This window comes from Hymenobacter latericoloratus (assembly GCF_014199535.1).
GTDB lineage: Bacteria > Bacteroidota > Bacteroidia > Cytophagales > Hymenobacteraceae > Hymenobacter > Hymenobacter latericoloratus.
Window position 1 is genome coordinate 587701 of sequence record NZ_JACHNV010000002.1, and the last position, 13100, is coordinate 600800.

11 protein-coding genes and 1 tRNA gene are annotated in these 13100 nt (G+C 60.5%); 4 read left to right on the forward strand and 8 right to left on the reverse strand.

The features are described from left to right. Nucleotides 1-35: 35 nt before the first annotated feature. The 6 genes from GGU46_RS08245 to GGU46_RS08270 all read right to left on the reverse strand — a co-directional run bounded on the left by GGU46_RS08245 (nt 36) and on the right by GGU46_RS08270 (nt 7222). Nucleotides 36-3074 carry a cyclic nucleotide-binding domain-containing protein gene (locus tag GGU46_RS08245; protein ID WP_183403066.1) on the reverse strand — a complete coding sequence of 1013 codons (3039 nt, stop codon included), beginning with the start codon at nt 3072-3074 and terminating at the stop codon, nt 36-38. 72 nt (nt 3075-3146) lie between these two features. Further along, on the reverse strand, nt 3147-4133 hold the full coding sequence (locus tag GGU46_RS08250) for a YitT family protein (RefSeq protein WP_183403067.1): 987 nt from the start codon (nt 4131-4133) through the stop codon (nt 3147-3149). Between the two features lie 332 nt (nt 4134-4465). After that, complete coding sequence (locus tag GGU46_RS08255) at nt 4466-5491, reverse strand: ATP-binding protein (RefSeq protein ID WP_183403068.1); 1026 nt, start codon at nt 5489-5491, stop codon at nt 4466-4468. A 60-nt stretch (nt 5492-5551) separates the two neighbouring features. Further along, complete coding sequence (locus tag GGU46_RS08260) at nt 5552-6349, reverse strand: hypothetical protein (protein WP_183403069.1); 798 nt, start codon at nt 6347-6349, stop codon at nt 5552-5554. A gap of 17 nt (nt 6350-6366) precedes the next feature. Beyond that, on the reverse strand, nt 6367-7008 hold the full coding sequence (locus tag GGU46_RS08265; RefSeq protein ID WP_183403070.1) for a hypothetical protein: 642 nt from the start codon (nt 7006-7008) through the stop codon (nt 6367-6369). A 142-nt stretch (nt 7009-7150) separates the two neighbouring features. Further along, nucleotides 7151-7222: transfer RNA gene (locus tag GGU46_RS08270), tRNA-Arg, on the reverse strand. A gap of 152 nt (nt 7223-7374) precedes the next feature. On the opposite strand from GGU46_RS08270, the gene GGU46_RS08275 reads away from it, so the two are divergent. After that, nucleotides 7375-7866, forward strand: coding sequence for an organic hydroperoxide resistance protein (locus GGU46_RS08275; RefSeq protein ID WP_183403071.1), 492 nt, complete (start codon nt 7375-7377; stop codon nt 7864-7866). A gap of 88 nt (nt 7867-7954) precedes the next feature. Here the strand turns inward: GGU46_RS08275 and GGU46_RS08280 are convergent, their stop codons facing one another. Continuing rightward, nucleotides 7955-8830: a transglutaminase-like domain-containing protein gene (locus GGU46_RS08280; RefSeq protein ID WP_183403072.1), complete on the reverse strand. Its 876-nt coding sequence runs from the start codon at nt 8828-8830 to the stop codon at nt 7955-7957. Between the two features lie 124 nt (nt 8831-8954). Beyond that, nucleotides 8955-10160: an ADP-forming succinate--CoA ligase subunit beta gene (gene sucC / locus GGU46_RS08285; protein WP_183403073.1), complete on the reverse strand. Its 1206-nt coding sequence runs from the start codon at nt 10158-10160 to the stop codon at nt 8955-8957. Between the two features lie 303 nt (nt 10161-10463). Between sucC and GGU46_RS08290 the strand changes: the two genes are divergently transcribed. The 3 genes from GGU46_RS08290 (at nt 10464) to GGU46_RS08300 (ending at nt 13093) form a co-directional block, all read left to right on the forward strand. Continuing rightward, complete coding sequence (locus tag GGU46_RS08290) at nt 10464-11120, forward strand: ABC transporter ATP-binding protein (RefSeq protein WP_139923512.1); 657 nt, start codon at nt 10464-10466, stop codon at nt 11118-11120. Nucleotides 11121-11573: 453 nt separating this feature from the next. Continuing rightward, nucleotides 11574-12380 (forward strand): hypothetical protein, encoded by an 807-nt coding sequence (locus GGU46_RS08295; protein ID WP_183403074.1) that lies wholly within the window; start codon nt 11574-11576, stop codon nt 12378-12380. A gap of 224 nt (nt 12381-12604) precedes the next feature. Next, entirely contained in the window at nt 12605-13093 is a 489-nt protein-coding gene (locus GGU46_RS08300) for a DUF2306 domain-containing protein (protein ID WP_183403075.1), read from the forward strand. The last annotated feature ends 7 nt before the right edge of the window (nt 13094-13100 follow it).

Sequence of the window (13100 nt, forward strand, 5' to 3'; positions counted from 1 at the left end):
GAAGCCAGACCCACCAGACGGCCAGTGGCCCTGGCTTACTTCACCATCTCGCCCACGGCCAGCCCCCTGATTTTCTCGTTTTGGAGGCGCAGGCGCTGGCAGAGCACCCGCAGAATGTTCTGCAGCACCTCGGCGCACTCTTCCATCACATCATAGAAATCTTCCTGATCGAGGCGGAAGGCAACCACCGGGCCCTGGGCCACGGCCGAGGCCGAGCGCGGCTCGGCATCCAGCAAGGCCAGCTCCCCGAAAAAGTCGCCCTCATGGAAAACCGCCAGCTGGTGCTCCTCGGTAAAGATGCCCACCTGACCGGTATAGATGATGAACAGGGAAGTTCCCAGGTCGCCCTGGGCGAAAATCCGGTGCTGCTCCTCGAAGCTCACTTCCTTCATGATGGGCACGATGCTGCTGAGCACGTTTTCGGGCGTTTCGGCAAACAGGGAAGTGTTTTTCAGCAGCAGTACCCGCTCCACCGCCGACACGCGCGGGGCCAGGGGCGTAGGGTGGGCCGGCCCGCCAGGGGTGGGGTAGAGGCTGAGCCAGTGCTCATGCACGGCCGGGTAGCGGGCCGGCAGCAGCTCCAGCACATCCTCGGCGCTTTCCCGCACCAGCACGTTGGCCGCCTGCAGGTAGGCGCGGAGGGTAGGCACGGTAGCCGGGGTAGGCTGCCACTGGCGCAGGGCCACGCTGATGGTCCAGGGCGCAAAGGCCTCTTCGCCCCGCTGCAGAATGGTCGTCAGGATGGACTCCGGCGGCACAGGGCCCAGCAGCTGATCAAAGGTCTGGACCTTTTTGGTGAGGCGGCCTACCTGTACCAGGGCCTGCAAGCCCTGGTACAGGGGGCGCGGAATCAGGTTGTCGAGGATTTCCAGGGCGTTGGCCTGCCGCTCCTGGCCCACGCGGGCAATGCTGCGCTGGGCGTCGAGGATGGGCTGCCGGTCGTAGAGCTGCAGCAGCAGCCCGAACAGGCGCTGCTGCACCTTGCTCAGCTCGTATTTCAGGCAGGAACGCAGCTCCACGTTGGCTCCCAGCATACCGTGCAGCAGCTGCTGGGCCAGGCGCATTTCCTTCTGCATCAGGTGCTGAAACAGCGGCGCGTCGGTCACGACGGTATCGAAGCGGGTGAGGGCCTGCAGGGCGGCCGCGCGCCGGGTCAGGTTGGTTTGCTGGGCCAGCATCACCAGCACGCGGCGTGCGGCCGGGGTAGCCAGGCGGGCACACACGGCGGTTAAGCGGCGCAGCAGGGGGTAGTCGGTGAGGCGGTGCACGGCTTTTTCCAGGGTAGGCAGCACGGCCGCGCCCATGCCCACCAGCGCATCGGCCGCTGGTTTGCGCACGGCTTTTTCCTCCAGCAACTCAATGAGTAGGGCTATAACCTCGGGCCCGGGTACCTGGCTGGCCGCCGCCACGGCTGCCTTCGTAAGCCCCGGCTCCAGGCTGTGCAGGCAGCTGCGCAACAAGGCTACCTGCTGGGGTGGGGGTAGCAATTCCAGCAGCCCCAGGGCCGTTTGGCGGTGCTCGGCCTCCGGGGCGGCGGCCAGCTCGTGCAGGCGTGCCAGGGCAGGAGGGTGGGTGGGCTCGGCCCGCAGACAGGCCCTGATGGCGGCCTGCTGCACCGCCGCGTCAGGGTGGTGCAACGCCTCCGTGGGGTCTGTAGGCAAAGCCGAGCCCCGCCGCCCGGCCAGGTCATGCTCCGGGGCGTCCGCGTCCTCCAGTGAGGTAACTTCTTCTCGCATCTCAAACACGCTGGTCGGCGGGCCGGCAGGCGGCTGGTTAGGAAACCGGCGACTAAGCACCGTTTTCAGCTGCGCGAGGTAATACTGATGCGTACGCTGAAGCAGCAGCATAGCCCCCAGCAGCAGCAGGCCCATCCACAGGAAAGGCACCCAGGCCCCAAGAGCAGGTGCCGCCTGCACCGCCAGCAGCAGCAGGGCCGTCAGGCCCATGCCCACCGGCTCGTAGAAACCCTTCACCAGCGTATGGCCCTTCAGGCGCTCCGGGGGCGAAAGTGGCTGAAACAACACCAGAAACACCGGCTCGAACACGGCCCGCCGCAGCACTTCCAGCCCCAGATACAGGCCGCAGAAGTACACCAGCTGGCCGCCCGGCCCTACGCCCAGCAGCTGCAGGGCCCCAAACAGCACTACCCCGCCCAGGGCCGTGAGTGGCAGTAGCAGCAGGGTGCGGGGCAAGCCCAGCCGATCGAGGCCGTGGCGCGTGAGCAGGAGCTTGCCCAGCATGGCCAGCCCGTAGGACAGGGCCAGCACCCCGCCTACATACTGCAGAATGGTGGCCTGCTCCAGCAGCTTGTACTTAACATTGACAAAGAAAAAGTACTCTACGCCCGTAGCCACGCCCGCCACGGCCAGCCAGCTCAGGCCCATGGACCCCACCAGCGGGTTGCTGCCCGGCAGCCTTCCCAGCAGGGGCGAGGGAACGGGCTGGACCGGCCGGGCGGGGGTAGGCCGGGCTTCTACTACGTGCGCCCGGAAGGTGCGGTGCTGGGTGTACAGCGCCGCCAGGTAGGCGCCAAAAGCCAGCACCAGCAGAAAAACCAGGTCGGTGCGGGCGTGTACGAAAACCGCCAGCACGGCGCCCAGGGCCTTGGCGGGCATGTCACCGGAGCTGATGACGCTGAACAGGCGCCGGCCCTGGCGCACATCAAACACCACCGCCGACAGCCCCCAGAACTCCAGATTGGTCAGCAGGTAAATAATGCGGTAGCCCACCATGAGCAGCACGGCCGCGCCCACGGCGCTGGCCTGCAGCAGCACCAGGCCACCCAGCAGCCCCGTGAATCCGATGGCCGCTACCAACGTGCGACGGGCCAGCGTTTTGAGGGGCCAGGCATGCTCGCAATAGGTATAGGCTTGGGCTACCCCTACCATGCCCAGGGCCCCTAAGCCATAGGCTAGGGGCAGGTTGCGCTCGGGGTGGTGCTCCAGCAGCAGCACGTTGGCCACCACGTACACCAGAATGGTGCCGATGCCCAGCAGGAAGTTATGCAGAAAGAACAGCCACACCGTCTTCGCCTCCCGCGCCCGCACCCCCAAAAACTGCTGCCATGTTTCCATTGCCGTACTGCTGCGTCAAAGCCTGATATAACCCAAAAGGTGCTACCGGGCCGGATGTGCTACCCTGCTCCGCTAGTGGAGCGGACGTTTCTTGATCAGGCCGCCCCGGATGTCGCTCACGCTCTGCATCACAATGAAGGCGTGGGGGTCCAGCTTACGAATCTCATCGGTCAGATGAATCACCTCCAGCCGCGTCACGACGGTGAAAATGGCCTCGATGCGCAGGTGCTGGTGGCCGTGGGAGCCGAAGCCGCGGGTGCACTCGTACACGGTGGCCCCGCGGCGCATCTTGTCAGTAATCAGCTGGCGGATGGCCTCGCTCTGAGCTGAAATGATGGTCAGGCCGGTATACTCCTCAATGCCGGCAATAACGAAATCGACGGTTTTGGCCGCCGAGAGGTAGGCCAGAATGGAGTACAGGGCCGTTTCTACGGAAAGCAGCCAGGCCGCCACCCCAAAAATGATGATGTTGATAATCAGGATGATGTCGCCGATGGAGCCCGGCAGCTTCTTGCTGATGTACACCGCCAGAATCTCGGTGCCGTCTAGCACGCCCCCGCCCCGCATGGCCAGGCCTACCCCCGCCCCCAGGAAAAACCCCCCGAACACCGCAATCAGCAGCTTATCCTGGGTCAGCGAAGGAAAGGAAACCACCAGCAGCACCCCGGCCAGAGTCAGGATGGTCAGCAGGGTCTTCAGGGCAAAGCGCGGGCCTATCTGGAAGTAGCCCAGAATGATGAAGGGAATGTTGATAGCCACAATCAGCGCCGACAGCGAAATGCCCGTTACCTGACTGACCAGCAGAGAAATACCCGTAACGCCGCCATCAATAAAGCCATTGGGCAGCAGAAAGGCTTTCAGGCCCAGGGCCGCGCAGAATACGCCCACCACCAGCAGAGCCCCGTGCACCAGCAGCTGCCGCAGCCACTGCCCCGAGAGCCGGTAGAACAGGCCATAGTCGTGCCGGGAAGCTAGGGTAGCTTCCAGAACCGGCGCCGCCGCCGGCCGGGGTGCCCGCCGGGTGCGTAAGCGCAACGGAATAAGTTGCTCAATCAGCATGATGCACTGCCTGCTTGGGATGGAAACGCGGGGCCGGGGCCACCTGCGCACAAAAGTTTTCCCAATTAATGACGGCCGCTCTGGGCCGGACCGGCGAAAACTTCCGCGTCCTACACTACCTCACTCGCACGCTCAGCTGGCTTCTGGCCCCAGCCAAGTCCCGGGCTCCGCAACAACCGCCAGGAGTAGGACAGTTAAAGCAGGCCCCTACCGCTTGAGTGCTGCGCACTTTTCTTGTTTTCTTGGAAGAATAAAAATAAAGATAAAATAGATGATATGCAGCAAAAGACCGCACTTTATTCTGCGCACTGCCTTTCGGCATTACCGGTTATTTAAGAAGTTGCCTGCAGCGGTAGTGAAATGCTAAACTCCGTAAACTCATTTGGTTCCGTGTCTAGTGTGAGCAGGCCGCCGTGGCCCTTGGTAATGATGTCATAGCTCAGCGAAAGACCCAGGCCGGTGCCTTCGCCAGTGGGCTTGGTGGTGAAGAAGGGCTGAAAGATTTTTTCCCGGATGGCCACAGGAATTCCCGTGCCATTATCGCGCACCGTAATTACTACGTACCCGCCCCGTACGCTTGTGCTCACCGTCACCTCGGGCTGGTACGGGGGGGCGCTTTGCTGCTGGCGCTGCTGCACGGCGTAAAAGGCGTTCAGAAACAGATTGAGCAGCACACGGCCTACGTCCTGGGGCACTACGGATACCGGACCCACGCCCGGCGCGTACCGGGTAGTGAGGGTAGCGGTAAAGTTTTTGTGTCGGGCTCGCGCGCTCTGGTAGGCCAGCTGCAGATATTCCTCGCACAGGGCATTAAGGTCCGTGGGTTGCCGCTCGCCGCTACTGGCGCGCGAGTGCTCCAGCATGCCCCGCACAATGGCAGCCGCGCGCTGTCCGTGCTGGGTTATGCGCATCAGGTTTTGCTTCAGGTCGGCCAGCAGCTCGGTTTCCAGCGCGGAGCGGCCGGGAGCTTGCTGCTGCTCGGCTTCCAGCTCACTGAGCAGCTCGCTGCTGACTTCGGAGAAGTTGTTGACGAAGTTGAGGGGGTTCTGGATTTCGTGGGCAATGCCGGCCGTCAGTTCCCCCAGCGAAGCCATCTTTTCCTTCTGAATAAGTTGCGTTTGGGTGGTGCGCAGTTCCTGCAGGGCCTGTTCCAGGCTGTTGCGCTGGGCTACCACCTCCGCCGTGCGCAGCGCCACCTGCTGCTCCAGCATCTCGTTCTGCTGGGCCAGCAGCAGCTGCTTTTCCTGCTCCTGGCGCAGCCGCCGGTGCTGCTCCCGAATCAGCACACCCACGATGCCCACGGCCAGCAGCAGCAGCAGGGGGCCAACAAACAGCAGTGGTAAAAGTTCTTCGGGCATGGGTGGCTGCCAGCTTGTGCAGGAAAAAATACCGGGCTGGTACGGAGCGGCCCGGTAGGCTCAGGGGGCACTCCAGCGGGGCCGCCGGGGTAGGCGCAGGCCCGGCAGCGAGCGGCCCAGCAGGTGGTAGTGCCGCGGATGCCAGCGGCTGTAGTGCAGCCAGTGGGGTAAGGCGCGCCGGGGCGATACGCTCAGCGGGAAAAGCTGAAACATCCAGGCCAGCAGGCCCATCTGCGTGGCCATCAGCAGCATATCAGGCACGCTCAACAAGGTGTCCAGCCGAATAACGGTAGCTACGTCGTAACCGGCGTGGTAAATAATGTTGAGTGCCACGGCGCTGACCACGGAGCTGGAGCAGTACACCAGCACGGCCGTGCTCAGGAAAAACTCGGGCTGCTTTTCCAGCGGGCTGCCCTGGGCGCTGCCGCGCGTGAGGTGGAGCACGTGCCAGATGGCCAGGGCCAGTAGCAGGGCGCAGCCAAAGGCCTGGGAGTACGTGTTTACGTCGGTGAAAAGGCCGTTGAGTACCGCCGCGTCCAGCAGGGCTACCCCCAGAAACAGCAGCAGCCCGGCCCCCATAGCGCGGTGAAGACGCTGGGGTAGCAGCCGCCGGTACGCCCCCAGCAGGCAGCAGACCAGCACCACGGTATCGGCGTGGTACAGGTACACGTTGTTGCGGAAGACGAGCCGGCTGAACATGTCAAGAACGTAAAACAGCGCCTCAATGCCCACGTAGTAATACACGGCCCGAAAAGCGGGCGGCAGGTGGTGCCGCCGGACCCAGGCGCAGGCAAAGGTTCCCAAAGGGGCGGCTTCCAACGCCCGATTGAGCACGTGCAGGGTCGCCCAGTTGTCCATTGCACAGGGTAAGCAAATCAGCGCTTGGTGTACAAACGCCCATCCACGTCGCAGTTGGAAGGACATTTGTCATCGGTCTGAATCATGAAATAGGTGGCTACCTGGGCGGCGCCTTTAACTTCGTCCTTGTTGGTGGTCGGCAGAAGGTCGATGTTCCGTTGCAGGGACTCGCTGTAGGTAGTTCCCACAATTACCAGGTAGGGTTCCGCGCCTTTCTTCTCCTGGGCCAGATAAATCCGCAGGCCGTTGCACTGCTGCGTGGCAACGCCTTTGTTGAATTCCTCCGGGAACAAAACACGTTTCAACAGCTCCCTGGACACGAAAAAAGCCTGCGGATAGCCAACCCGGCTTCGATCTTGTTGATGATTGCCGGTGAAAACTTTGATGCGCTCAATGTCTTTTCGCTCAACAAAGCCCTCCCCACCCTTGTATCTTGGATTGTAAGGCGTAGGGGCCGGGTCCATAAAATCAGCCGAGGAGTTCTTCGACGGACTTTGAGCCAGCTGAGTTGCGCCGTTTGAGTGAGTGGGTTTAGAATCGCAGGCTGAAAAACCAACGCCCACAGCCAGTAACACAGATGCGCAGGGAATAAACGGGTAGGCGTTCATGCAGAGCTGACGGGGAAGAAGTGCTAAAATCTGCTGGTGGTTCGCCGTCATGCACACAAGACTGTGCCTGAAGTGCTTAATGTGATATTACTAAAATATCTTTGAATAATAAAATATCCAGCATCTGGCATCAGGCTCCTGGCCCGCTGTAAATCAAAAAGCCCCTGCCTGGGTCAGGCAAGGGCTTGAGGAGTGGTGGCGCCAGGAATCGAACCTGGATCAAGAGCTTCGGAGACTCCCATACTATCCGTTGTACTACGCCACCAGGGGGGTAGTGGGTGGCAAAACTAGAGAGAAAATGCGGGGCCGCCAAACAGTAATCCGCATTTTCCGCAAAATCCTGTACAGCTCATCGGTAACCTTCGGCGGCTCAGGGCAGTTAAATTCGAATACCAACACCACCTGAACCTATTTTGTATGGCAAGCACCGAAAAAAAGACTCTATATACGGCCGATGCGACGGCCATTGGCGGCCGCAGCGGCCACGTACGTTCTTCCAGCGGCACCATTGACCTGGATATGTCGGTGCCGGAAGGCTTGGGCGGCAAAAAAGGCGCCACCAACCCCGAGGAGCTGTTCGCGGCCGGCTACTCGTCGTGCTTTCAGCAGGCCCTGCTGGTTATTGCCCAGCGCGCCGGCGACCGGCTTGATCCGCAAACCGAGGTCAAGTGCTCGGTTTCCTTGTTCCAGGACGGTGAGGCCTACGGCCTGTCAGCGGTACTGGATGTAGATCTGAAATCCTTTGACCGGGAGAAAACCATTGATATGGTACGGCAGGCGCATAAAATCTGCCCGTACTCGGTGGGCACCCGCGGCAACATTGAGGTAGAACTGCGCGTGCAGGGTGAGCCCCTTCCGGTGCAAGCCGAAGAAAATGCAGGCGTAGCCGCAAACGGCGGAGTGCAATAGGCACGGCTGATTGCCCTCACCCTACAACACAAGGCCCGGCTACTCCAGTAGTCGGGCCTTGTGTTGTAGGGTGCCTGCCCGGAAGCAGCTAGCGGTCCGCGTCAGTGCCTGCCGCCAACCAATCGATGTTGGTAGGGGCAGCGTAGAAAGTGGCTACCGAGTTGGTGTAGCGCATGTTATGAATGGCTTCGGTGCGCTGAAAGATAACGGGCTTGTGAGCCCCCAGCGGCACCAGCATCAGCCCGGTACGCGCTGATTTCACCCCGTAGCGGTTATCCATGACGGTATCAAAGTAAAACAGGTACTGATTCAACCACTTAAAATAAGACTTGGGCTTGGCGTCCGTAGAGGTAAGCACGCTGAGGGCAGGATCGTCAGCCGAAAGGGCCTGCTGGAGCTCCACGGCGTGCAGGGGCTTACCAGCGAGCAGCGGAATAATATCGGCCTGGGCATCCACCATGACCCATTTACCCTGGTCGGGCAGCCAGGCTTCGGCCAGGGCGTGCCCGGCGGCCGAGGCTTTGGTTTGCACGTTGGCTGCCTTCAGGTACAGCGGCCGGGCCGGAATGCCTACCGCGTTAAAAGCCGCCGCCAGCACCAGCCCAAACTCCACGCACTGCACCTGCTGGCCCAGCATGGCGGCTTTCAGAATCGCAAACGGGTCCTGAGACTGAAACTGCTTGTGCCCGTCGTGGCTCAATCGGAAGTGCACCCAGCGGCACAACGCGCGGGCGCGGCCCAGGTCGGTGGTTTCTTGGGCTACCACCTGGTCCAGACCATACATTTCCCGGAAGCGGGTCAGGTAGTCGGATTTGGGCGAGCTGTACTGGAAAGGGTAGGAAACCGGGTCGAGGGTAGTGAGGTAGGGAAACGAGAGGCCGGCTCCCGGCCCCGTTTGGGCCCAGGCAGGAGAATCAAGAAAGCTTACGGCCAGCAAACAAAGCGTAAAGGTCTTCGCGGACATAGTAAAACGCTGATGAGCTGCTGTAAACGGAAGGAAATTGGGCCAGGTTGGCAACCGGCAAACAAAATGCCCACCCGGCGAACCGGATGGGCATAGTAAGGTACCAGAAAATATAGGAAAAAAACTATGAAATACCTTGCTCAGCCAGCACCTCTTTCACTTTCTGGGCGGCATCTTTCAGCAGCACAGCCGAATACACCTTCAGGCCGCTCTCATCAATGATGCGGGCGCCTTCCTCGGCGTTGGTACCTTGCAGGCGCACAATGATGGGTACGTTGATGGTGCCGATGTTCTTGTAGGCTTCTACCACCCCGTTGGCTACCCGGTCGCAACGCACAATACCCCCGAAGATGTTGATCAGGATGGCCTTCACGTTCGGGTCCTTCAGGATGATGCGGAAGCCAGCTTCCACGGTCTGGGCGTTGGCCCCACCCCCTACGTCGAGGAAGTTGGCCGGCTCACCACCCGAAAGCTTGATGATGTCCATGGTTGCCATGGCCAGGCCGGCGCCGTTCACCATGCAGCCCACGTTGCCGTCGAGCTTCACGTAGTTCAGGTTCGACTCCGAAGCTTCTACTTCCAGCGGGTCTTCCTCGTTGGTGTCGCGCAGGGCCGCGAAATCCTTGTGGCGGTAGAGGGCGTTTTCGTCGAGGGTTACTTTGGCGTCAACGGCCAGAATCTTGTTGTCCGAGGTCTTCAGCACGGGGTTGATTTCGAACATGCTGGAGTCGGTGTCGTCGTAGGCTTTGTACAAGGCCTGCACGAATTTCACCATCTCCTTGAAAGCCTCGCCTTCGACGCCCAGGTTGAAGGCAATTTTGCGGGCCTGGAAGCCCTGCAGCCCCACGCGCGGGTCAACGTGCTCCTTGTGAATCTTCTCGGGGTGCGCCTCGGCTACCTCCTCAATGTCCATGCCGCCCTCGGTAGTATAGATGATAACGTTCTGGCCCGTAGTGCGGTCCAGCAGCACGCTCATGTAGAACTCCTTGGTTTCCGACTCGCCGGGGTAGTACACGTCCTGGGCCACCAGTACGCGGTGCACTTTGCGGCCTTCGGCGCCGGTTTGCTTGGTTACCAGCTGCATGCCGATAATCTGGCCGGCAATTTCTTTGACTTGCTCCAGGTTCTTGGCGAGTTTCACCCCGCCCCCTTTGCCGCGCCCGCCAGCGTGGATTTGGGCTTTGATAACGTGCCAGCCAGTGCCGGTTTGTTCGGTCAGCTTTTTGGCGGCTTCAACGGCTTCTTCGGCCGTATCGGCCACGATGCCTTCCTGCACGCGTACGCCGTAACGCTTCAGAATGTCTTTGCCCTGATACTCGTGAATGTTCATAGAGGTCAGTTAAGGGTCCGGTATGGGGGTGGTTTACTAGGCGCGAAAGTAGGCAGTTTTCCGTTGCCAGTTGCCAGTTGCCGGTTACCCGCCCGGAGATTTTACGTTTTGCGGGCCGAAAAATTCGCTTTGCCTACCTCCCGTACCCGCTGAAACCTTCCGGACCTTGGTTTCGGCTCCGATAACCGGTAACTAAAAACCGGCAACCGATAACTGACAACTAGCAACTCATAACCGGCAACGCCCTACATTCCGTAGATTTGTTTCCCGTACCCGCCCGGGCTCACTTTACCTGGTTCCGTTTTGCTGCAAGCCATCAACATCCGCAAGAAATACAACACGCTGGAAGTGCTCAAGGGCATTGACCTCACCATTGAGAAATCGGAAATCGTGTCCATCGTTGGCTCATCGGGGGCGGGAAAAAGTACGCTGCTGCACATCCTGGGCACCCTCGATAACCCTGATTCCGGTGAGGTGCTGTTTGATGGCGAATCCGTCAGCTCCCTGGGCCGCTCCGATCTGGCCCGGTTCCGCAACCGCCACATCGGCTTTATTTTCCAGTTTCATAACCTGCTGCCCGAGTTTACGGCCCTCGAAAACGTGTGCCTGCCCGCTTACCTGGCTGGCCGCTCGGAGAAGGAAACCCGCGTGCGGGCCCGCGAGCTGCTCGGAATGCTGAACCTGGAGCGTCGCGCCGACCATAAACCTTCCGAAATGAGCGGGGGCGAGCAGCAGCGCACGGCCGTGGCCCGGGCCCTTATCAACTCTCCCGAAATCATTTTCGCCGACGAGCCCTCGGGCAACCTCGACTCGCAGAATGCCCAGGAACTGCACCAGATTTTCTTTCTGCTGCGCAAGGAGCTGGGCCAGACCTTCGTCATCGTGACCCACAACGACCAGCTGGCCGAAATGGCCGACCGCAAGATTACCATGAAGGATGGCAACATCTGGGAGGGGTAGGGAAGCGGAACTATAACATAGCAGAAATTGATTATTAGAGGAGCGGCCACCTGACAGCCGCTCCTCTTTTTTTGCTATTAGGTTGTGCCCCAGGGTTGCCCCGGTCCGACGGCTAAGCCGTCGGACCGGTTGACGCCTGCGCTACTTGCTCGGTTTCCGCCTACCCCTTCCACGGCCGCAACCCCTTGCCGGCGGAAGTCAGCACGAAGCCAAATAGTCCGACGCGCAGCGTTGGAGTGGGGTGGGCGGAATCGTCGGGAAGCGTGTTTTTGCGAGTACGGGTTGCTAAAAACAGAGGCCAGCTAAAGATTTTGGAAATTATATTTACAACTAGCTGATAATCAACAATAAAAAATACATATTAAAAGCAGTGTTTTTGCACCTTTTAGCGGGCTGTTTGGTTATATTCACGTAACACAATACGGTACTACAGGACATAAAAGGAAAGACGCCATGAGCGAAGCAACTAAGACCATCAAAGAGCCGGTTCGTAAGACTAAAGTGGAGAGCTTTGACATCTCGCGCTCCGACGAGACGCTGCACCTGGCGACGGACCTTGCTAAATTCATCAAGGATAACAAGCTCAGCACGACGGTGCAGGGCAAGGAGTTCGTGAACGTGGAAGGCTGGCAGTACGCTGGCTCGCGCCTGGGCATCGTGCCCATCGTGGACCACGTCATCAACGTTTCGACGGAACAGGAAATTAAGTACCAGGCTAAGGTGACCCTCTTCGATATGAAGTCGGGCCACACGGTGGGGGCGGGCTTTGCCATCTGCTCGAATAAGGAGCAGGGCAAGAAGTTCTACCAGGAGTTTGCCATCATGAGCATGGCCCAGACCCGGGCCATCGGCAAAGCCTACCGCAACATTCTGGCCTGGATTATTCGCGCCGCTGGCTACGAGCCTACCCCGGCCGAGGAGATGGAGTACGGCGGCAACACGCCCGCTGCCCAGCCCGCCATGGTAGTAGCGCCGGCCGCCGCTCCGGTAGCCGTAGCCGCCGAGGCTCCGGCTCCTATGAAGGCCGTGCCTGCCGAACCCGCCGCAGCGGCCCCGGAAGCCCCGGCTCCGGCTTACGCCACGGCTGCCCAGAAAGAGGAAATCATCCGCTTGTTGAACCACCCGGTTATCACCCGTCCGGAAAAGACCAAGATGCTGCTCAATATTAACCGTCTGGACGAGGAGCGCGCCGTGCAGGCCATTGCCAAGCTGAAGAAGGCCATCGACGACCGGGAGAATGGTCAGGCCGCCGCTGCCTAAGGTTTGTGCACCCTATCTGTGAGAAGCCCGCTACCATTTGGTAGCGGGCTTTTTGCATAGGTGGGCAGCCTGGTCGCAACAGCAGGGGGTAGCAAACGGTTGGGGCCGTGCTCCTGACATTTCAGCCACTGGAACAGGCGCTTCAGTAACCTGCGGTTGCGGCCGGTCGGATGTGGGGCCACCTTCGGGTCGTCAATTCAGTTCCACTTCCGCCGGATAGCGCTATGTTTCACTCCACCACCGGACTTATTCATCTGCTAAGCGCCCTGCTTGCCATGCTGGTCGGGGCCGTAGTACTCCTCAACCGCAAAGGTGGCCGCCTGCACCGGCAGATAGGCTATCTGTACGTGGTAGCCATGCTGGTGGTAAATGCCACGGCCTTTACCATTTTCCGGGTTACAGGCAGCTTTGGCCCGTTTCATTGGCTGGCGCTGGCTAGCCTGGTTTCGTTGGCCGGCGGCATGGTGCCACTGCTGGCGCGTCGGCGCCTGGGAGGGTGGCTGTACTGGCACTATTACTTCATGAACTGGTCGGTGGTAGGGTTGTACGCTGCTTTCTGGGCCGAAACGTTTACCCGCCTGTTACCCATGAACGTATTCTGGCCCGTGGTAGTGGCCGCCACGGCCGGAACCACCGCCGTAGGGGCCCGCCTGATCCGGCGCCATGCGGCCCACCTGCTGCCGCCGGCTGCCCCGAAAACCGTCGGCCACTAGCGCCGGG

What these genes read in the sequence shown, in the direction of transcription:
- GGU46_RS08245 (WP_183403066.1), bottom strand. Translation starts at nt 3,074, where the DNA reads ATGGAAACATGGCAGCAGTTTTTGGGGGTGCGGGCGCGGGAGGCGAAG.
- GGU46_RS08250 (WP_183403067.1), bottom strand. Translation starts at nt 4,133, where the DNA reads ATGCTGATTGAGCAACTTATTCCGTTGCGCTTACGCACCCGGCGGGCA.
- GGU46_RS08255 (WP_183403068.1), bottom strand. Translation starts at nt 5,491, where the DNA reads ATGCCCGAAGAACTTTTACCACTGCTGTTTGTTGGCCCCCTGCTGCTG.
- GGU46_RS08260 (WP_183403069.1), bottom strand. Translation starts at nt 6,349, where the DNA reads ATGGACAACTGGGCGACCCTGCACGTGCTCAATCGGGCGTTGGAAGCC.
- GGU46_RS08265 (WP_183403070.1), bottom strand. Translation starts at nt 7,008, where the DNA reads ATGACGGCGAACCACCAGCAGATTTTAGCACTTCTTCCCCGTCAGCTC.
- GGU46_RS08275 (WP_183403071.1), top strand. Translation starts at nt 7,375, where the DNA reads ATGGCAAGCACCGAAAAAAAGACTCTATATACGGCCGATGCGACGGCC.
- GGU46_RS08280 (WP_183403072.1), bottom strand. Translation starts at nt 8,830, where the DNA reads ATGTCCGCGAAGACCTTTACGCTTTGTTTGCTGGCCGTAAGCTTTCTT.
- sucC (WP_183403073.1), bottom strand. Translation starts at nt 10,160, where the DNA reads ATGAACATTCACGAGTATCAGGGCAAAGACATTCTGAAGCGTTACGGC.
- GGU46_RS08295 (WP_183403074.1), top strand. Translation starts at nt 11,574, where the DNA reads ATGAGCGAAGCAACTAAGACCATCAAAGAGCCGGTTCGTAAGACTAAA.
- GGU46_RS08300 (WP_183403075.1), top strand. Translation starts at nt 12,605, where the DNA reads ATGTTTCACTCCACCACCGGACTTATTCATCTGCTAAGCGCCCTGCTT.